Below are 19,105 nucleotides of genomic sequence, written 5' to 3'. Positions count from 1 at the left end.
GTCAGGCTGTTACCCGCTATTTCGCAGCGCCGTGGCGAGTCCGTTCATCGTCAGCTGGATGCCGCTCCGGGTCTGATCGCTGTCGTCCCCGCTGCGGTATCGCCGCAATAGTTCCACCTGAAGGTGATTGAGCGGCTCGAGGTACGGGAACCGATTGTGCAGTGACCGTTCGAGGCCCGGGTTGTCGGCGAACAGTGTGTCATTTCCGGTGATCGCCTTGTACATCCGGATGGTGCGCGCGTGTTCGTCGGCAATCTTGCCGAACACTCTCTGCCGCAGCTCCTCGTCCGGCACAAGTTCCGAATATCTGGCTGCCAGCCCCATGTCGGACTTGGCCATCACCATCGCCATATTCGACATCACGGTCCTGAAGAATGGCCACGTCTGATACAGCCGCGACAACGTAGCCACATTGCCGGGGTCGTCAGCCGTCCACTGCTCCAGTGCCGTGCCGGTGCCGTACCAGCCGGGAAGCATCACTCGGGACTGGCTCCAGGACAGTACCCAGGGAATCGCCCGCAGATCCGAGATCGCCTTCGTCTGTTTGCGGGACGCGGGCCTACTGCCGATGTTCAGCGATCCGATCTCGGCGACGGGGGTCGACATCTCGAAGTACTGCACGAATCCCGGTGTGTCGTGCACCAATTCGCTGTACGCCTGCCGTGCAAGCACCGCGAGCTCGTCGAGGACCCGGTATGCAGGTTCGGCCTCGTCGCCGAGCCCCTCGACGTCGAGCAGGGTAGCTTCGAGCGTCGCCGCGAGCAGTGTCTCCAGATTGCGTTGCGCAAGACGCGGTTCCGCATACTTGGCGGCGATGACCTCGCCCTGTTCGGTGATTCTCAGAGACCCTGCCACCGCCCCCGGAGGTTGCGCCAGAATCGCCTCGTAACTTGGACCACCGCCCCTGCCAACGGTTCCGCCGCGACCGTGGAACAGCCGCAGCCGGATTCCCGTCTTACGGGCGATGTCTACCAGGTCCAGCTCCGCTCGGTACAACGCCCAGTTGGCAGCGAGGTAGCCACCATCCTTGTTCGAATCGGAGTACCCGAGCATCACTTCCTGCGAGTCACCTCGCGAAGCCACCAGAGCCCGATACACCGGAACCTCGAGGGTCGCCTCGAGCGTTGATGCTCCCTGCTGCAGGTCCTCGATCGTCTCGAACAGCGGCACGATCCCGACCGGACAGATCGGCCCGACATCTGATCCGATATCGAGTAGGCCCACTTCCTTCAACAGGACAGCTGCTTCGAGCATGTCGCTTACTGACGTGCACATGCTGATGATGTAGTTCGGCACCGCCCCGTCGCCCAGCGTACGAACTGCACTCGCGCCGGCAGCGAGTATGGCCAGCTCCTTCGTCGTCAGTTCGCTGAATCGAGCTTTCGCGCTGGTCAACGGACGGCGCGTGGACAACTCTGTCGACAGCAGTTCGACTCGTTCATCTTCGGACAGCGACCGATAGTCGGCGTGCACCCCTGCCCATGCCAGCAACTCCGCGACCACCGTCTCGTGTACTTCCGAGTTCTGCCGCATATCGAGTCCGCAGAGATGGAATCCGAACACCTCGACCGAGTCCCGCAGGGTTGCGAGGCGGTCGTCGGCGATCGTGGCGTCACCGACGGCTCGCAGTGAGTCGTCGACGATGTCGAGTTCGTCGAGCATCTCCTGTGGGGTGTGATAGGGGTCGAGACCGATGTCGAGCCCGTGTTCAGGTGTGCTTCCCAGGACCTGCTGTGCGGTCGCTGTGAGGCGTCCTCTGATTCCCCGCAGCGCTCGGCGGTACGGCTCGTCGATTCGAGACGGTGAATCGTCGTGGGAGGCTGCGGCAAGCAGGTCCAGCCCTGGGGTGACCGTGACGAGCCTGGCCGACATCGACAGTTCGCTTTCGAGAACCTCGACTTCGGCGAGATGATGTTCGATGGCCGTGGCAGCCGCGCGGGTAGTGGCCTGGCGGACGACCTCGTCGGTGACGTACGGATTGCCGTCCCGGTCACCGCCGATCCATGACCCCGGGCGCAGTATCGGTTCGCGATACAGGTTCGCGTCCGGCCAACGGGCACGCAGGGCACTGCGGAGTTCTGCGTTGATCTTGGGGACTACCTCGAACAGTGCCGCGTCGTAGTATCGCAGCCCGACCGCAATCTCATCCTGGATCCGCAACCGGGCCAACCGGATCAGGGCGGTCTGCCACAACGTGAGGATCTGGCGGCGCAACCCGATGTCGACGGCCTCGATCTCGGACTCGGTCAGCGAAGTGCGCTCCCGGAATCGCATCAGTTCGGTAATCCGAGTCTGCGTCTCGAACACGGTCCGGCGACGCGTCTCGGTGGGGTGCGCTGTGATGACAGGCGACACGAGCGCCCCGTCCAGTGCGTCGGCGACCAGAGCGCTGTCGAGACGCGCTGCGTCGAGCTTGGCGTAGGTGGCGGCCAGGGTGCTGGCGGGGGCGGGTTCTCCCGCCGCCATGTGGATGGCGCGCCTGCGCTCGCGATGGATGTCTTCGGCGAGATTCGCGAGAAGGGCGAAGTGGCTGAACGCCCTGATCACGGGAATGGCATCCTCACTGGAGACCTGCGTGAACATGTCCGCCAGATCAGTGCGATCGATCTCGGAACGGCGGACCCGGAACGATTCGACCCTGGCCTTCTCCACTAGGTCGAAAACCCTGTCGCCGGCTTGCTCCCGCACTATCTGGCCGAGGATGCCGCCCAGTAGTCGAATGTCCTCGCGGAGGGGTTCAGTGGCCTCACGTGGGGTTTCGATCATGAATCCAGTATCGGCCCGAAACGGCCTGCCCGCATGATGAGGGCGAGCAGCCGAACTCGAGTTCCGGGCCGATACCGATGTTCGCGATCAGCCGAACTTGATCTCCAAGCCGATACCGATGATCGCGATCACCCAGATCAGAGCTGTGAAGACGGTGAGTCGGTCAAGGTTCTTCTCCACCACCGTGGAACCGGACAGACTCGACTGAACGCCGCCGCCGAACAGGCTGGAAAGACCGCCGCCCTTGGCGCGGTGCAGCAACACCAGCAGGACCAGCAGCAAGCTGGTGACCACCAGCAGGATATCCAGGAACAGTGCCATGTCTGTCTACGTCCACCCGTCCAGTAGAAACAACTTCAACCTTGTACACCCTACAGGCGCAGCCAGCGCCTCAGGGCAGCGGTCCGCCCGCCGCGATGGCAGACAGCGTGGCGAACTCGTCCGCCTTCAGCGATGCACCGCCCACCAGGGCGCCGTCCACATCAGCCTGTCCGACGATCTCGCCGACATTCTTGGCGTTGACACTTCCGCCGTAGAGCACGCGAACGGTGGAGGCCACCGCCGGGGACGCCAATTCGCCCAGCTCCGCCCGAACCGCAGCGCACACTTCCTGCGCATCCGCAGCACTGGCGACGCGACCGGTTCCGATAGCCCACACCGGTTCGTAGGCGATGACGACCTTGGAGACCTCCTCGGCTGACAGCCCGGCGAGCGAGCCCCGCAACTGCTCGACGTTGTAGGACACGTGCTCGCGGGCCTCGCGGATGTCGAGACCCTCGCCGATGCACACGATCGGGGTCAAACCGTTCTTCAACGCGGCCTTGGTCTTCGCCAGCACGGTGGCGTTGTCCTCACCGTGAAGGGTCCGACGCTCGGAATGTCCGACGACGACGAAGGCGCATCCCAGCTTGGCCAGCATGGAACCGCTGATCTCGCCGGTGAACGCACCCGAGTCCTGGGCCGAGACATCCTGCGCACCGTAGGTGAGCAGAAGTTTGTCTCCCTCGACAAGGGTTTGCACGCTGCGAATATCGGTGAACGGCGGAAGGACCGTCACGTCGACCCGATCGAAGTACTTCGCCGGGAGGGAGAAGGCAATCTTCTGAACCAGCGCGATGGCCTCTAGATGGTTCAGGTTCATCTTCCAGTTGCCGGCGATCAGGGGCTTTCGCGCCTTTCGATGCGCCGAAGCGGCGGGAGATGTCAATATTCAGCCCTCCAGAACCGATATGCCGGGAAGTTGCTTACCCTCGAGGTATTCGAGAGATGCACCGCCGCCGGTGGAGATGTGTGAGAACCCGTCCTCGGGCAGACCGAGCAGTCGTACCGCCGCCGCCGAGTCGCCACCGCCGACGACGCTGAATGCGCCCTTGCCGGTCGCTTCGATGATCGCCTCGGCGACGCCCTTGGTGCCTGCCGAGAACTTCTCGAACTCGAACACACCCATCGGGCCATTCCAGAACACTGTCTTGGCGCCGGCCAAGATGGCGGCGAAGCGGCTCACCGACTTCGGGCCGATGTCCAGACCCATCCAGCCGTCCGGAATCTCGAGCACCGACACGGTCTTCGACTCGGCATCGGCCGCGAACGAATCCGCTATCACCACGTCCTGCGGGATGTGGATGACGTCGCCGTACCGCTCGAGCAATTCCTTACACGTGTCGATCATCGGCTCCTCGCACAGCGAGTCACCCACCGAGAGGCCCTGCGCTGCCAGGAACGTGTAGAACATGCCGCCACCGATGACCAGCGTGTCAACCTTGGGGGCGAGTGCCTCGATCACGGCGAGCTTGTCCGACACCTTGGAACCGCCGAGGACCACGGCGTAGGGCCGTTCGGGCCCCGCGCCGTCAGCCCCGCCCAGTTTGCCGAGCACCTCGACCTCAGCGGCGACCAGCGTCCCCGCATAGTGCGGAAGAAGCTTCGCCACGTCGTAGACGGACGCCTGCTCGCGGTGGACGACACCGAAACCGTCGGAGACGAACGCACCGTCGTCGCCGACGAGTTCGACCAGCGCCTCAGCGAGCTTGGTGCGTTCAGCCTCGTCCTTGCTGGTCTCGCGGGGGTCGAAGCGAATGTTCTCCAACAGGAGTACGTCGCCGTCGGTCAATCCCTCCGAACGCGCCAAGGCATCCTGCCCGACGACGTCACCAGCGAGTTGTACGTTGCGGCCGAGCATCTCGGCAAGTTTCGCCGCAACTGGAGCGAGGGAGAATTTCGGGTCGGGCACGCCCTTGGGTCGACCCAGGTGGGCCGTCACGATGACTTTGGCACCCGCCTCAGCCAACGCCTTCAGTGTCGGAACGGATGCAATGATGCGCCCGGGATCGGTGATCTCGTTACCGTCGAGCGGAACGTTGAGGTCGCATCGAACAAGCACACCACGTCCCTCCACCCCGATTTTGCGCAGATCCTCGAGAGTCTGAACTGGCACAGTTACCGGACCTTCGCTCAGAGAGACTTGGCGACGAGACCGATGAGGTCGGCCAGACGGTTGGAGTAGCCCCACTCGTTGTCGTACCAGGACACGATCTTGGCCTGATCCTCGATGACCTTGGTGAGGCCCGCATCGAAGATGGAGGAGTGCGGATCCGTGACGATGTCCGAGGACACGAGCGGAGCCTCGGTGTACTTCAGGATGCCCGCGAGCGGCCCCTCTGCGGCGGCCTTCATCGCTGCATTGATGTCCTCGACGGACGCCGTCTTGCGCAGGTTCGCCGTGAGGTCGGTAACCGAACCCGTCGGGATCGGCACGCGAAGCGCATAGCCGTCCAGTTTGCCGAGCAACTGCGGAAGGACGAGGCCGATCGCCTTGGCGGCACCGGTGCCGGTGGGAACCACATTCAGGGCGGCGGCACGAGCGCGACGCAGGTCGCTGTGCGGCCCGTCCTGCAGGTTCTGGTCCTGGGTGTACGCATGGACCGTGGTCATGAGTCCCTTGACGATGCCGAACTCGTCGTCGAGCACCTTGGCGATCGGGCCGAGGCAGTTGGTGGTGCAAGACGCGTTCGAGATGATGTTCTGGCTGCCGTCGTACTTGTCGTCGTTCACGCCCATCACGATGGTGATGTCTTCGCCCTTGGCCGGGGCCGAGATGATGACCTTCTTGGCGCCGGCGGACAGGTGGCCCTTCGCCTTGGTGGCGTCAGTGAAAATTCCGGTGGACTCGACGACGACGTCGACGCCCAGATCACCCCACGGAAGCGCCGCAGGGCCGTCCTTGATGGCGAGAGCCTTGATCTTCTGGTCGCCGACGACGATGGTGTCTTCGCCCTCGAGCGAAACGTCGTGCGGTAGACGGCCCAAAATCGAGTCGTACTTCAGGAGGTGCGCCAGCGATGCGTTATCCGTGAGGTCGTTGACCGCCACAATCTCGATGTCGGTCGTTCCGAGCGCCTTCTGCGCGTCCACCGCTCTGAAGAAGTTTCGTCCAATGCGACCGAAACCGTTTACACCTACACGAACAGTCACAATCTGCTCCTTTGCGCATGATTCTGGTTGTGCATCTCTGTCCCGCACTATGTACCGACCCTCACGCGATGGTCGGGTGTGGGATTCATCATTGGATGTCTCCACCACACTAGTGCGCCGGATCAGGACGCGCGTAATCCACCCTGCGCCCAGGGTCCGTGCCCGGCGGGTTGCTACTCGTCGTCGAGAAGATCCGCGGTGACAGCCGACTCGGTGTCTGGGATACCGGCCTCCTTGGCCCTGCGATCGGCCATCGACAGTAGACGTCGAATTCGGCCTGCCACAGCATCCTTCGTCATCGGTGGGTCGGCCAGTTGCCCCAGTTCCTCCAGCGATGCCTGTCGGTGCTTCACCCGCAGATGGCCCGCGGCCGCAAGATGGTCCGGCACCTCGTCGCCAAGGATCTCGAGCGCGCGCTCCACGCGGGCTGCGGCCGCCACGGCCGCCCGGGCGGAGCGGCGCAGGTTGGCGTCGTCGAAGTTGGCGAGACGGTTGGCCGTCGCCCGGACTTCCCGGCGCATGCGGCGTTCCTCCCACACCAAGCGAGTGTCCTGGGCCCCCATCCGGGTCAGAAGAGCGCCGATGGCCTCTCCATCGCGGATCACTACCCGGTCCATACCGCGGACCTCACGTGCCTTCGCCGAGATGCCGAGCCTGCGGGCTGCGCCGACCAGCGCAAGCGCTGCCTCCGGTCCAGGACAGCTGACCTCGAGAGCCGACGAGCGTCCGGGCTCGGTCAGGGAGCCGTGCGCCAGGAACGCACCGCGCCACGCCGACTCCGCATCGGCCACACTTCCCCCCACAACCTGCGCGGGGAGTCCACGTACCGGACGTCCGCGCGAGTCCAACAGCCCCGTCTGCCGGGCGAGTGCCTCCCCCTCCTTCGCGACGCGCACGATGTACCGCGAAGACTTCCGCAGCCCACCCGCGCTCAGGACATGGACATCGGCGTTGTAGGTGAACAAGTCGAAGATCTCCCGGCGCAACCTCCGCGCTGTCGAACCGAGATCCACTTCCGCCTCGACCACCACCCTGCCGCCGACTATGTGCAATCCCCCTGCGAACCGCAGCAGCGACGAGACCTCGGCCTTCCGGCAACTCACATGAGTGACGACGAGACGACTGAGTTCATCTTTGACCTCTGCTGTCATTGCCACGAAGCGCTCTTCCTTTCCTCTGGTGTCTCGGACACCGCATCCACTGCTGTCTCGGACGGCGTGCTCCTCACTGCACCCAGATCGGGGTCACCGGGGAGGTGTTCGAGAACGGACGCGAGCTTGCCCGCATTGTGTGTATGGGTACCGTGCTCCGACACGTCGGCATAGACAACGCGGGCTCGGAGTTGGCTCGCAGCGCGGGCGAGATGCTCACGTTGACGACCTTGCGGCACCAATCCCGAATCAACCACAACGAAATCGACGGCCAGTTCAGGAGCGTGCTGGGACAGTATGTGGAGATGGCGCTCGGCGGAGAATCCTGCGGTCTCGCCCGGCTCTGGAGCAAGGTTGAGCACCAGCACCTTTCGTGCGGCGGTGGCGATCAGGGCGTCGCGGAGGTCGGGCACCAGCACGTGAGGAATGACACTGGAGAACCACGATCCGGGGCCGAGCAAGACCATGTCCGCGGCGCCGATCGCCTGAACCGCATCCGGGCATGCCGGAGGATTCGCCGGCAGCAGTCGCACCCGACGCACCTTGCCCGGAGTGGTCGCCACTGCGACCTGTCCCCGAATGCACCGGCTCACCCGCGGGTCCGCCTCGAGACCCTGAACGTCGGCTTCGATCTCCAGCGCAATCGGCGACATCGGGAGGACGCGCCCGTTGATCCGCAACAACCTTCCGAGTTCGTCGAGCGCAGCGACCGGATCACCGAGAACTTCGGTGAGGCCCGCAAAGATGAGATTTCCGACCGAATGCCCTGCCAGGGCTCCGATTCCGCCGAAGCGGTGTTGGATGGTCTCCGTCCAGTCCCGGACGTCGGGGTCGTCCGCAGCGAGTGCGGCCAGCGCCATCCGCAGATCACCTGGCGGAATCACACCGAGTTCGGCGCGCAGGCGTCCCGACGATCCCCCGTCGTCCGCGACGGTGACCACAGCCGTCACGTCACGACTGAGTCGGCGCGCCGCGCTGAGGGTGGCGAACAGTCCGTGCCCCCCGCCGAAAGCAACGATGGCCGGCGGCAGGCCACCTGAAGTCATTCGCGCCCCAGGTCGCGATGGACCACTCGCGCGCTGACCCCGGGGTCCTTCTCGAGCCGAGCCGCCAGTGCCTCCGACATCGCGACACTTCGATGTTTGCCGCCGGTACAACCCACCGCGATGGTCATATAGCGCTTCCCTTCCCGACGATATCCAGCGATCGTCAGATCCAGCAGATGGTGGTAGGTGGTGAGGTAATCCTCGGCACCGTCCTGAGCCAATACGTAATCCCGCACGTCCGCACTCTGACCGGTGCTCGGGCGCAACTCGGGTATCCAGTACGGATTGGGCAGGAACCGAACGTCGCATACTAGATCGGCGTCCATCGGGAGACCGTACTTGAACCCGAACGACTGGACTGTAACTTGCATCGTCCTGTTCCCGGCATCGCCGAACGCATCCTCGATCTTTCGGCGCAGTTGGTGCACGGCGAGAGAGGATGTGTCGATCACCAGGTCTGCGGCCGCCTTGACCTTGGCGAGTTGATCGCGCTCGGCGGCAATTCCTTCGGAGAGAGTACCTTCCGCCCCTCCGCCGGACAGAGGATGGCTGCGGCGGACCTGTTCGAATCGACGAACCAGAACCTCGTCAGAGGCATCGAGGTAGAGCACCCTCGTATGCACCGGCTTGCTCTCGAGCTCGACGAGGACGGAACCCAGGTCACCCGTGAACAACCTGCTGCGCACGTCGATGACAACCGCGAGGCGTTCCAGCCGGGACTCGGATTCCAGACTCAGATCCACCATCCTGGAGATCAGTTCCGGGGGCAGATTGTCCGCGACATACCACCCCAGATCCTCGAGAACGCTGGCCGCAGTCTGCAGACCTGCTCCCGACAGTCCGGTGACGAGAAGAAAGTCCATTGGCCGAACCGTGTGTGTGTTGTTGTTTCGCGTGTACTGCTCGTTCACTCGACACCCGTCCGTTGTGAAGCGCTGTTCCCCTACGTCGTGCTGTCTCGCTGCCCTGCCCCTTCGTGCTCGATATCTACGCGGCCCTCTCCGCCTGTGCCCGATTCGTTCCGATCGGGTTCATCATCCCCCACTCCCGCCGCCGGCGCAGACACTTTCCCAGCCCCGAGAGCGGCCAGGACCGCCTTCGCGGTCGCGGTACCGATGCCCGGCACCGCCGTGATCTCCTCGACGCTGGCCTTTTCGAGGCGTGCGACGGATCCGAAATGTGTCACCAGCGCCTTGCGGCGGGTGTCACCGAGACCTCGCACCGAGTCGAGTGCAGACGCAGTCATGCGCCGGGAACGCTTGCTGCGGTGGAACGTGATCGCGAAGCGGTGGGCTTCGTCACGCACCCGCTGCAACAGGTACAAGGATTCGCTGGTGCGCGGGAGGATCACCGGATCCTCCTCCCCTGGAACCCATACCTCTTCCAGTCGCTTCGCCAATCCGATCACCGCGACGTCGGTGATCCCCAGTTCGTCGAGCACAGCCGACGCGGCGGTCACCTGCGGGGCTCCGCCGTCTACGACGAACAGGTTCGGCGGGTATGCGAAACGCCTGGGCCTTCCGGTCTGTGGGTCGATCGCCGCCTCCGGCGCCGAGTCGCCGCCGTTACCCCCCGCCGCCTCGTCTGTGTCCGCGCCCTCTGCCGGCGGTGGTACCCCGACGTCGCGTTTGTGCCGAAGGAACCGACGGCGAGTGATCTCCGCGATGCTGGCCACGTCGTCGGAACGGCCCTCCCCCGCCGCCTCCTTGATCGCGTAGTGGCGATAGTCGGATTTGCGCGGCAGGCCGTCCTCGAAGACGACGAGCGAGGCCACCACGTCGGTGCCCTGCACGTGGCTGATGTCGACGCACTCGATGCGCAGTGGCGCCGAATCCAGATCGAGGGCCTCTTGAATTCCCTGCAGTGCCGCGGATCGCGAGGTGAAGTCGCCTGCGCGGCGCAACTTGTGCTGGGCAAGGGCCTCCGTCGCATTGCGCTGCACGGTTTCGGCGAGCGCCTTCTTGTCGCCGCGCCGGGGTACACGCAACCGAACCGTCGATCCACGCAGGCTGCTCAGCCACGCTTGAACCTGCTCGGCATCGGGAGGCAGCACGGGTACCAAGACCTCCCGGGGCACTCCGCTGGTACCCGCGACGGCGTCACCCGACAGCGAGGCCTGCTCCCCGTAGAACTGGGTGAGGAACTGCTCGACGAGCAGCGGCAGGTCCGACCCTGCATCGGAATCCACAGCGGCCCAGTCGATGACGTCGCCTGCCTTTTCGACCACCCAACCACGCTGGCCGCGTACCCGGCCGCCTCGTACGTGGAAGACCTGCACCGCGGCCTCTAGTTCATCGGTCGCGAACGCGACGAGGTCCGCGTCGGTTCCGTCCCCGAGCACGACAGCCTGCTTCTCGAGTGCGCGCCTGAGGGCGCCGAGGTCGTCACGCAGACGCGCGGCCCGTTCGAAGTCGAGTTCTTCGGCCGCCGCGACCATCTGCGACTCGATCTCCCGGACCAGTTTGTCGGTGCGCCCCGCCAGGAAGTCGCAGAAGTCCTCCACGATCTGACGATGTTCGACAGCCGATACCCTGCCGACGCACGGCGCTGAGCACTTGTCGATGTAGCCGAGCAGGCAGGGGCGACCGATCTGGTTGTGACGTTTGAAAACCCCGGCGGAACAGGTGCGGGCCGGAAATACCCGGAGCAGGAGATCGAGAGTCTCCCGGATGGCCCATGCGTGCGAGTAGGGACCGAAGTAGCGCACACCCTTGCGCCGGGGTCCGCGGTAGACGAACAGCCTCGGGTATTCCTCGTTCAGAGTGACTGCGAGGACCGGATACGTCTTGTCGTCACGGTATCGGACGTTGAACCGTGGATCGAATTCCTTGATCCAGTTGTATTCGAGCTGGAGCGCTTCGACCTCGGTGTTCACCACGGTCCACTCGACACTGCCTGCGGTCGTCACCATCTGCCGGGTACGTGGGTGCAGCGTCGAAATATCGGCGAAGTAGGAACTCAGCCGTGAACGAAGACTCTTCGCCTTCCCGACATAGATGACCCGGCCGTGTGGATCGCGGAACTTGTAGACCCCTGGATCGACCGGAATCGTTCCGGTCGCCGGGCGATACGTCGAAGGATCTGGCACTCCTTCACGTTAGTCGGCGCCACCGACGAAGCCGACACATCGACGCGCAGCCAGAAAGCCGGACCGGTCAGGTCGGAGCGTGCTCCGACACGAGTTCGCGGAATCGGCGTACGGAGTCCACGGCATACTCGCGGTCGTTCGACTGGATGGCCATCACCGCTATGTACTCGTCGTCGGGGAGTTCTATTCGAGCCCACGCCGCTCCGTCCGGAAAGGACAAACCTTCGTAGAGGTCCCAGTCGACGATGCGCTCACCGAGCACGTTCCTCACGGCGATGCCCCGGGGTCCGATCCTCACCCTCGGACGGGTCAGCAACAACACCCCGGCTGCCAGGAGAAAACCGATTCCCGCGAAAGCCACCTGGTCGGCGAAACGAAAGTAGACACCCGTTCCGTCACCGCGAAGCAGAATCGCGAACGTCACGTGAAGGACGACGATGAGAATCGCCACCCCGAACGCCCACCGGCGCGATTTCCGAGGCCTCGCGACGAACTCCCACTCGGATGCCGCAGGGGACGTGGAACGCTTCTCGATCACTTGCTTCCCGATCACTTGACTGTCTCCGCGACCTGACGCAGCTTCGCCAGGGTGACCGCGGCATCGAGGGCAGCCGCACATGCTTGGCCACCCTTGTCCTCGGCCGAGCCTGGCATTCCGCTGCGGTCGATCGCCTGCTGCACGGTGTCCGTCGTAAGCACGCCGTTTCCGACCGGCGTGTTCTCGTCGAGCGACACACGGGTCAGGCCGGCCGTCACGGCTTCGCAGACGTATTCGAAATGCGGGGTACCACCGCGAATGACGACACCGAGAGCGACGACGGCATCGTGGGTACGAGCGAGTGCCTGCGCCACAACCGGAAGCTCGATGGCACCGGCGACCCGAGCCAACGTGACATCCTTCACGTCGGCCTCGTCTGCTACCCGCTGTGCGCCTGCAATCAGCGCATCGCAGATCTCGCTGTGCCACCGGCCGGCGACGATCGCCAGCCGGAGACCGCCCGCCTCACCCAGTTGCAGGTCGGGCGTTCCCTCGCCACTCATAGGATCTCACCCGTGTCGTAGTCGTCGAGTCCGATCAGGTCGTGGCCCATCCGGTCGCGCTTCGTGCGCAAATACGTCAGATTTTCGGCATTCGCGCGCAACGGCATCGACACCCGCTCGGTGATATGCAGCCCGTACCCATCGAGTCCCACGCGCTTGGCGGGATTGTTGGTGAGCAGGCGCATCGAGGAGATACCGAGGTCCACGAGGATCTGGGCGCCGATGCCGTAGTCGCGGGCGTCGGCGGGCAGGCCCAGCTCGAGATTGGCATCGATGGTGTCCGAACCAGAATCCTGCAGTTGGTATGCCTGCAGTTTGTGCATCAGGCCTATTCCCCGGCCCTCGTGTCCGCGCATGTACAGGACCACACCTCGGCCCTCCTGGGCGACCATGTCCAGAGCGGCCTCCAGTTGCGGGCCACAGTCGCACCGGAGCGAGCCGAAGACGTCCCCGGTGAGGCATTCGGAGTGCACTCGCACCAGCACGTCACCGCCGTCACCACCTGGACCTGCAATGTCGCCACGAACCAGTGCCACATGCTCGACGTCGTCATAGATACTGCGGTACCCGACGGCGGTGAACTCGCCGTGCCGGGTGGGGATGCGCGCGGCCGCCACGCGCACCACCTGCTTCTCGTGCCTGCGGCGCCAAGCGATCAGGTCCGCGATGGAAATCAGCGCGAGGTCGTGCTCGTCGGCGAAGACCCGGAGTTCGTCGGTCTGCGCCATCGCGCCCTCGTCCTTCTGGCTGACGATCTCGCAGATCACACCGGCGGGACGCAGATCTGCCATGCGGGCCAGGTCGACGGCCGCTTCGGTGTGGCCCGGTCGCCGCAGCACGCCACCTTCCTTCGCCCGCAGCGGCACAACGTGTCCGGGGCGGGTGAAGTCATGCGCGCCGCTGGTCGGGTTCGCCAGCAACCGCATGGTGGCGGCACGGTCGGATGCCGAGATACCGGTTCCGATGCCCTCACGCGCGTCAACGGTCACCGTGTATGCGGTGCCGTGTTTGTCCTGGTTGGTCGCGTACATCGGTGGCAGACCAAGGCGGTCGCAATCCGCACCGTCGAGCGGCACACACAGGTAGCCGGATGTGTACCGAACCATGAACGCGACCAGTTCGGGGGTGGCCTTCTCCGCGGCAAAGATGAGGTCGCCCTCGTTCTCACGGTCCTCGTCGTCGACGACGACGACGGCCTTACCTGCGGCGATGTCCGCAACGGCGCGCTCGATACTGTCGAACCTGGTCACGTATTCGGTCTCCAAAAGTCTTGTCCTGCGCATCTGCGATACAACGGATACATCCGAGGGATGCTCCTCAACATTACGACTCAGCGGTCTGCCGCCTGCAGCCGCTCCACATACTTCGCGATCACGTCGACCTCGAGGTTCACGGCCGTACCTACGTCCGCGGTCCCGAGAGTGGTCAGTTGCAGCGTGGTCGGGATCAGCGAGATCTCGAAGAATTCGTCCCCCCGCTCACCGCCGAGCGCAGAGACGGTCAACGACACGCCGTCGACTGTGATCGATCCCTTCTCCACCACGTACCGAGAAATGGCTTCTGGAAGAGTGATGCGCACGACCTCCCAGTTCTCGGACCGATTGCGACTCACGATGCGCCCGGTTCCGTCGACGTGCCCCTGGACGAGGTGTCCGCCCAGGCGGCTGTTCAGCGCGGCGGCCCGCTCGAGATTCACACGGCTGCCCACGTCGATCTTCTCCAGGCTCGACCGGTTCAGCGTTTCCTGCATCACATCGGCGGTGAACAAGCCGTCCTCCAGCACGTCTACCACGGTCAGGCACACCCCGTTCACCGCGATCGAATCGCCGTGAGACGCATCGGAAGTGACGACGGGGCCGCGCACGGTGAACCGCGCAGCATCGGCCAGTTCCTCCTTTCCGACAACTTCGCCCAACTCTTCGACGATCCCGGTGAACACTGTGGCGACTCCTAGATTTCTGGGTGATCAGAGGTTTGCGGGCGATCAGCGCTGCCGGCCGAAGCCGGAACCAGACTCAACAACAAATCTGGGCCGATTGTTTCCATCGACTCGAAACGGAAGCGCAGAGCGTCGTCGATCGTCTGCACACCTGCCTCCGTCATCGCGGCGGCACCCGCACCGAGTACCAGTGGCGCAACATAGGCCTGGATCCGGTCGACCCGGCCCGCCGAGAGGAACGCACCCGCCAGCCTCGGCCCGCCCTCGAGCAGAACGTCGGTGTACTCCGCGAGCGCCGCGACGACCTCGTCCACATTCCGCGTGCGTAGACGCAGTGTGGGTGCCGAGTCGTCCAGGACATGGGCGTCCGCCGGAATATCTGTGAGACCGACGACGACACGTACCGGTTGATGTGACGCGAGCGATCCGTCGGCCGTTCGCGCGGTCAGTCGTGGATTGTCGGCCAATACCGTTCCCGTGCCGACCACGATGGCATCGAGTTTGGCCCGATCCGCATGAACCCGCGCCCTGGCCTCCTGGCCGGTGATCCACTGGCTGGTGCCGTCGGCGGCAGCGCTACGTCCGTCGAGGGTGGCCGCGTACTTCCAGGTCACGTGTGGCAGGCCGGTGCGCTGCCGGTGAAGCCATGCCCGCAGTGGGCCGCTTTCCACAGCCTGCTCGCGCAAGCCGGAACTCACCTCGATCCCTGCCGAAGCGAGCGTCGCCGCGCCGCCGGCCGCCTCCGGGTTCGGATCGCCCACCGCGTAGTACACCGCCGCGATGCCTGCATCGACGAGAGCCTGCGAGCACGGACCTGTACGGCCCTGGTGATTGCACGGTTCCAAAGTGACCACTGCCGTGCCACCGCGCGCAGCGTCGCCCGCCTCACGTAGCGCCACGATCTCGGCATGTGGACCACCCGGGGGCTGCGTCATACCGACTCCGGCGATGCGCCCGGAGGAATCGAGTACAACCGCGCCCACCGGAGGATTGGGGCTTGTGAATCCGCGAGCCGATTCCGCAGCGCCGATGGCGATCTGCATGGCCGCGTCAAGATCTGCTTCCGAGTTCTTATGTCGCGCAGAAACTTTCACACTGTCGGCTTTCGTGTTGTGATGGCGTCGCTACAACGGCGACGTAAGATGCGGTGACGCTTTCGCCGCGGCGGCCCTCAGAGCACGCACCGCTTCCGCCGGGTCGCTTGCGCCGTAGACCCCGGAACCGGACACGAAGCAGTCGACTCCCGCCTCCGCGGCTGCCTCGATGGTGTCCGCGTTGATGCCACCGTCGATCTCGACGACCAGTGTCAGTTCGCCGGAGTCCACGAGGCGCCGAATCGTCTTCGCCTTGGACAGGACCTCGGGCATGAACGACTGACCTCCGAACCCGGGTTCCACGCTCATCACGAGGAGAGTGTCGAAGTCCTTCAAGATCTCGACGTAGGGCTCGATCCGCGTTCCGGGTTTGACGCTGAGTCCAGCCTTCGCCCCCGCAGCACGAATGTCTCTGGCCAGAGAACAAGGGTCGTCGGCGGCCTCGGCATGGATTGTGACGTTGTGTGCGCCTGCCTCGGCGTAGGACGGCGCCCAACGATCGGGATCTTCGATCATCAGATGACAGTCGAGGGGAATGTCGGTGGCTGCGAGCAAGCTCTTCACCACGGGAAGGCCGATTGTCAGATTAGGCACGAAATGCGCGTCCATCACGTCGACGTGCAGCCAGTCGGCGCCAGCCACCGCCGTCGCCTCCTCGGCGAGACGCGCGAAATCTGCGGACAGAATAGACGGTGCAATCATCGGGGTTGCCACACGGCGAGTTTAGTCGGCGGCGAGTCCGAGTCCAGGCATGCGGTCCATACTGGGGGTATGCAGACCTGGACGGATGTGGTGGAGATCGGGTTGTCTCTACCGGAGGTGGAGGAAAGCACCGCGTACCAGACCCCGGCACTGAAGGTGGCGGGCACGCTGCTCGCCCGGTTGCGGATCGAGTCCGACGGCGCTCTGGCGGTGATGTGCGGCCTCGACGAGAAAGCCGCACTGCTGGCACAGGGCGGCCCGTACTACACCACGCCGCACTACGACGGATCCGGTTCGATACTCGTCAACCTCGAGAAGGTCGAAGGTGCCGAGTTGACCGAACTCCTCCGGCGGGCGTGGCGTGTCAAGGCACCCCCCGAACTGAGCAATCGGTTCGACCAGCTCTGAATCGACCGGAGGGTGCTCGAACGCGACTCGACCAAGGTGTCGTCAGTTCGACGGCTTGCGTAGTGCGGCCAAGAACATTGCGTCGGTGCCGTGGCGGTGCGGCCACAGCTGAACGCTCGGGCCGTCCCCCACATTCGGCACACCCGGAACCAACTCACGGGTGTCGAGGGCGCTCAGGCCATAGCGCCGAACCGCGTCTGCGACGACCGTGACGGTCTCCGACAAGTGCGGCGAACACGTTGCATAGAGCACCACCCCGCCCGGGCGTACCAGGGATATAGCCGACGCGAGAAGTTCCCGCTGCAGCTTCACCAGTCCGGCCACGTCGGAGGGCTTCCTGCGCCACCGCGCCTCAGGGCGACGGCGCAGCGCACCCAGACCGGTGCAGGGCGCATCGACCAGAACACGGTCATACCCGCTCTCGAGCCCTGGATCACGGCCGTCCGCGACCCTGACGTCGACCGGGAGTTCCCTGGTCGTCTTGCGGATCAGGTCGGCGCGGTGCTCGACCGGTTCGACCGCATCGACTCGCCCACCCTCGATTTCCGCGAGAGCGCCGAGTAGCGCCGCCTTGCCTCCCGGACCCGCACACAGATCGAGCCAACGACCGGTGTCCGGCCCTTCGAGCGGGGCGCGGGAAAGTGCCAGGGCGACCAGCTGGCTGCCTTCGTCCTGAACGCCGGCAAACCCCTCACGAACAGCATCGAGGAGTCCAGGATCTCCGCCGTCGAGGTACACCGCATAGGGCGAGTACCGTCCCACCTCGCCTCCCGTCATGAGGGCGAGTTCCTCCGAGGAAATCTCTCCCGGCCTGGCGACCAGATGCACCACCGGTCGTGCGTCGTCCGCGACGAGCACGTCCTCGAGTTCTCCGGCGTCGGGGCCGAGCGCGTCGGAGAACGCCTGGGCGATCCACGTCGGGTGCGCGTGTTCGAACGCCAATCGACCCACCGGGTCGGTGGGGGCCAGACGCTCCACCCACTCGGATTCCGTGTGCTCGGACACCCGGCGCAGCACGGCGTTGACGAAGCCGGCCTTCCCCTGTCCCGCTTCCGCCCGCACGAGGTCGACCGATGTCGCGACCGCGGCGTGTGGGGCCACCCGAGTGCGCAACAGTTGGTAGGCGCCGAGTTGCAAAACATCGAGCAGGGGTCCGTCGATCTCCTCGACAGGCCTGCCTGCGCACTCGGCGATGACTGCGTCGAGGAGTCCGCGCGCACGGGCCGCACCGTAGGCCAGTTCCGTAGCCAGAGCTGCGTCCCGGCCGTCGATGCGGCGCTCCCGTAGGAGACCGGGCAGCACGAGGTTCGCGTAGGCATCTCGCTCACGGACCGCTCGCAACACGTCTCTCGCCGCCACCCGCGGCTGATCCAGGCCTGCCCACGATGCGTCGGGGCGGCGTGCCTGGCGGGGTCGGTTGTTGCGTGCCCCCGAACCGGACCGTCCGCGGCGTGCCGGTCTTCTGGATTCGCTCACTGTGCCCGCGCCTCGGCGTCGAGGCGGGCGCCGCGCACCCAGTCCAGGGCGGCCATCTGCTTCTTACCTTGCGGCTGAACGCGATCGAGTCGCACGGCCACTGTGGACGTGCCCACCAGCAAGCCCGTCTTACTCACCGAGATCTCCCCTGGTTCGAGTTGTTCATCCGTCAGCGCGACGGGGCCGACCTTGACTCGCAGGTCACCGATCGTCGTCCAGGCGCCCGGAGCGGGGGTGACCGAGCGGATGTGCCGATCGACCACCATTGCCGTTCTGTCCCAATGGATCCGGGCCGCATCAACCGATACCTTGGGCGCATAGGAGACACCCTCTGCCGATTGCGGGACCGCGGAGATCGCACTGGCCTCGATTCCGTCGAGAACGGACTCGAGAAGCGCCGCTCCGCTGTCGGCCAACCTCCCGAGGAGATCACCGGCGGTGTCGGTGGAACGGATCCGTTCGGTGACCACGCCGTAGACCGGACCGGTGTCCATACCCACTTCGAGCCGGAACGCACTCGCACCGGTCATGTCGTCGCCCGCGCCGATCGCAGCCTGAACGGGCGCTGCCCCGCGCCACGCCGGCAACAACGAGAAGTGCAGGTTGACCCAGCCGTGGACCGGGATGTCGAGGACCTTCTGGGGCAGCAGCGCGCCGTAGGCGACAACGGGCGCACAATCTGGCGCGAGGTCGGTCAGGCGTGTGAGGAACTCCGGATCCGAGGGTCGGTCCGGGGTCAGCACCTCGATTCCGTGCGAGTCCGCGAGTTCACCGATCGGCGACCGGGAAACTTTGCGTCCGCGACCGGCCATAGCGTCTGGTCGGGTGATCACTGCCACGACGTCGTGGTTCGGGGAGCGGATCAGCCGCTCGAGGGAAGGCACTGCTGGTTCGGGGGTTCCGGCAAAGACTATGCGCACGAC

At 65.0% G+C, this 19,105-nt stretch carries 18 protein-coding genes; 1 reads left to right on the top strand and 17 read right to left on the bottom strand.

The features are described 5' to 3' along the window. Positions 1 to 9: 9 nt before the first annotated feature. From ppc to rpe, 15 genes are all read right to left on the bottom strand, one after another. Positions 10 to 2,766: a phosphoenolpyruvate carboxylase gene (ppc, locus tag AB0I57_RS08225; RefSeq protein ID WP_358332344.1), complete on the bottom strand. Its 2,757-nt coding sequence runs from the start codon at positions 2,764 to 2,766 to the stop codon at positions 10 to 12. Positions 2,767 to 2,853: 87 nt separating this feature from the next. Then, entirely contained in the window at positions 2,854 to 3,087 is a 234-nt protein-coding gene (gene secG / locus AB0I57_RS08220; protein WP_358332341.1) for a preprotein translocase subunit SecG, read from the bottom strand. A gap of 70 nt (positions 3,088 to 3,157) precedes the next feature. Beyond that, the gene (tpiA, locus tag AB0I57_RS08215) at positions 3,158 to 3,973 is read right to left on the bottom strand and encodes a triose-phosphate isomerase (RefSeq protein ID WP_358332338.1); all 816 of its coding nucleotides are present in this window, start codon (positions 3,971 to 3,973) and stop codon (positions 3,158 to 3,160) included. Between the two features lie 3 nt (positions 3,974 to 3,976). Continuing rightward, positions 3,977 to 5,200, bottom strand: a complete 1,224-nt coding sequence (locus AB0I57_RS08210) for a phosphoglycerate kinase (RefSeq protein WP_358332335.1) — start codon at positions 5,198 to 5,200, stop codon at positions 3,977 to 3,979. Positions 5,201 to 5,217: 17 nt separating this feature from the next. Further along, positions 5,218 to 6,237 carry a type I glyceraldehyde-3-phosphate dehydrogenase gene (gap, locus tag AB0I57_RS08205; protein ID WP_358332332.1) on the bottom strand — a complete coding sequence of 340 codons (1,020 nt, stop codon included), beginning with the start codon at positions 6,235 to 6,237 and terminating at the stop codon, positions 5,218 to 5,220. 173 nt (positions 6,238 to 6,410) lie between these two features. Next, positions 6,411 to 7,388 (bottom strand): DNA-binding protein WhiA, encoded by a 978-nt coding sequence (whiA, locus tag AB0I57_RS08200; protein WP_358333295.1) that lies wholly within the window; start codon positions 7,386 to 7,388, stop codon positions 6,411 to 6,413. Then, the gene (yvcK, locus tag AB0I57_RS08195; protein WP_358332329.1) at positions 7,385 to 8,434 is read right to left on the bottom strand and encodes a uridine diphosphate-N-acetylglucosamine-binding protein YvcK; all 1,050 of its coding nucleotides are present in this window, start codon (positions 8,432 to 8,434) and stop codon (positions 7,385 to 7,387) included. The genes whiA and yvcK overlap by 4 nt, the downstream gene beginning before the upstream one ends. Further along, positions 8,431 to 9,297 carry an RNase adapter RapZ gene (gene rapZ, locus AB0I57_RS08190; RefSeq protein WP_358332327.1) on the bottom strand — a complete coding sequence of 289 codons (867 nt, stop codon included), beginning with the start codon at positions 9,295 to 9,297 and terminating at the stop codon, positions 8,431 to 8,433. The genes yvcK and rapZ overlap by 4 nt, the downstream gene beginning before the upstream one ends. 80 nt (positions 9,298 to 9,377) lie before the next feature. Next, a complete protein-coding gene (gene uvrC, locus AB0I57_RS08185; protein ID WP_358332324.1) occupies positions 9,378 to 11,522 on the bottom strand; it encodes an excinuclease ABC subunit UvrC in 2,145 nt (714 codons plus the stop codon). A 67-nt stretch (positions 11,523 to 11,589) separates the two neighbouring features. Next, complete coding sequence (locus AB0I57_RS08180) at positions 11,590 to 12,075, bottom strand: PH domain-containing protein (protein ID WP_358332321.1); 486 nt, start codon at positions 12,073 to 12,075, stop codon at positions 11,590 to 11,592. Continuing rightward, on the bottom strand, positions 12,072 to 12,563 hold the full coding sequence (gene ribH / locus AB0I57_RS08175) for a 6,7-dimethyl-8-ribityllumazine synthase (protein ID WP_358332318.1): 492 nt from the start codon (positions 12,561 to 12,563) through the stop codon (positions 12,072 to 12,074). Before ribH ends, AB0I57_RS08180 begins: the two co-directional genes overlap by 4 nt. Next, positions 12,560 to 13,813 carry a bifunctional 3,4-dihydroxy-2-butanone-4-phosphate synthase/GTP cyclohydrolase II gene (locus AB0I57_RS08170; RefSeq protein ID WP_358332315.1) on the bottom strand — a complete coding sequence of 418 codons (1,254 nt, stop codon included), beginning with the start codon at positions 13,811 to 13,813 and terminating at the stop codon, positions 12,560 to 12,562. The genes ribH and AB0I57_RS08170 overlap by 4 nt, the downstream gene beginning before the upstream one ends. 80 nt (positions 13,814 to 13,893) lie before the next feature. Continuing rightward, positions 13,894 to 14,502 (bottom strand): riboflavin synthase, encoded by a 609-nt coding sequence (locus AB0I57_RS08165; RefSeq protein ID WP_358332312.1) that lies wholly within the window; start codon positions 14,500 to 14,502, stop codon positions 13,894 to 13,896. Between the two features lie 11 nt (positions 14,503 to 14,513). Beyond that, complete coding sequence (gene ribD, locus AB0I57_RS08160; protein WP_358332309.1) at positions 14,514 to 15,545, bottom strand: bifunctional diaminohydroxyphosphoribosylaminopyrimidine deaminase/5-amino-6-(5-phosphoribosylamino)uracil reductase RibD; 1,032 nt, start codon at positions 15,543 to 15,545, stop codon at positions 14,514 to 14,516. A gap of 81 nt (positions 15,546 to 15,626) precedes the next feature. Beyond that, the gene (gene rpe, locus AB0I57_RS08155; RefSeq protein ID WP_358332306.1) at positions 15,627 to 16,310 is read right to left on the bottom strand and encodes a ribulose-phosphate 3-epimerase; all 684 of its coding nucleotides are present in this window, start codon (positions 16,308 to 16,310) and stop codon (positions 15,627 to 15,629) included. A 57-nt stretch (positions 16,311 to 16,367) separates the two neighbouring features. Between rpe and AB0I57_RS08150 the strand changes: the two genes are divergently transcribed. Further along, entirely contained in the window at positions 16,368 to 16,706 is a 339-nt protein-coding gene (locus AB0I57_RS08150; protein WP_358332303.1) for an MmcQ/YjbR family DNA-binding protein, read from the top strand. 42 nt (positions 16,707 to 16,748) lie between these two features. Here AB0I57_RS08150 and AB0I57_RS08145 read toward each other — a convergent pair whose 3' ends face one another. Continuing rightward, positions 16,749 to 18,182, bottom strand: coding sequence for a transcription antitermination factor NusB (locus AB0I57_RS08145; RefSeq protein WP_358332300.1), 1,434 nt, complete (start codon positions 18,180 to 18,182; stop codon positions 16,749 to 16,751). Further along, positions 18,179 to 19,102, bottom strand: a complete 924-nt coding sequence (gene fmt, locus AB0I57_RS08140) for a methionyl-tRNA formyltransferase (RefSeq protein WP_358332297.1) — start codon at positions 19,100 to 19,102, stop codon at positions 18,179 to 18,181. Before fmt ends, AB0I57_RS08145 begins: the two co-directional genes overlap by 4 nt. Positions 19,103 to 19,105 lie beyond the last annotated feature (3 nt).

This window comes from Rhodococcus sp. NPDC049939 (genome assembly GCF_040656415.1).
Taxonomy (GTDB): domain Bacteria; phylum Actinomycetota; class Actinomycetes; order Mycobacteriales; family Mycobacteriaceae; genus Rhodococcus_F.
This window is presented reverse-complemented; position numbering and strand designations above follow the sequence as displayed.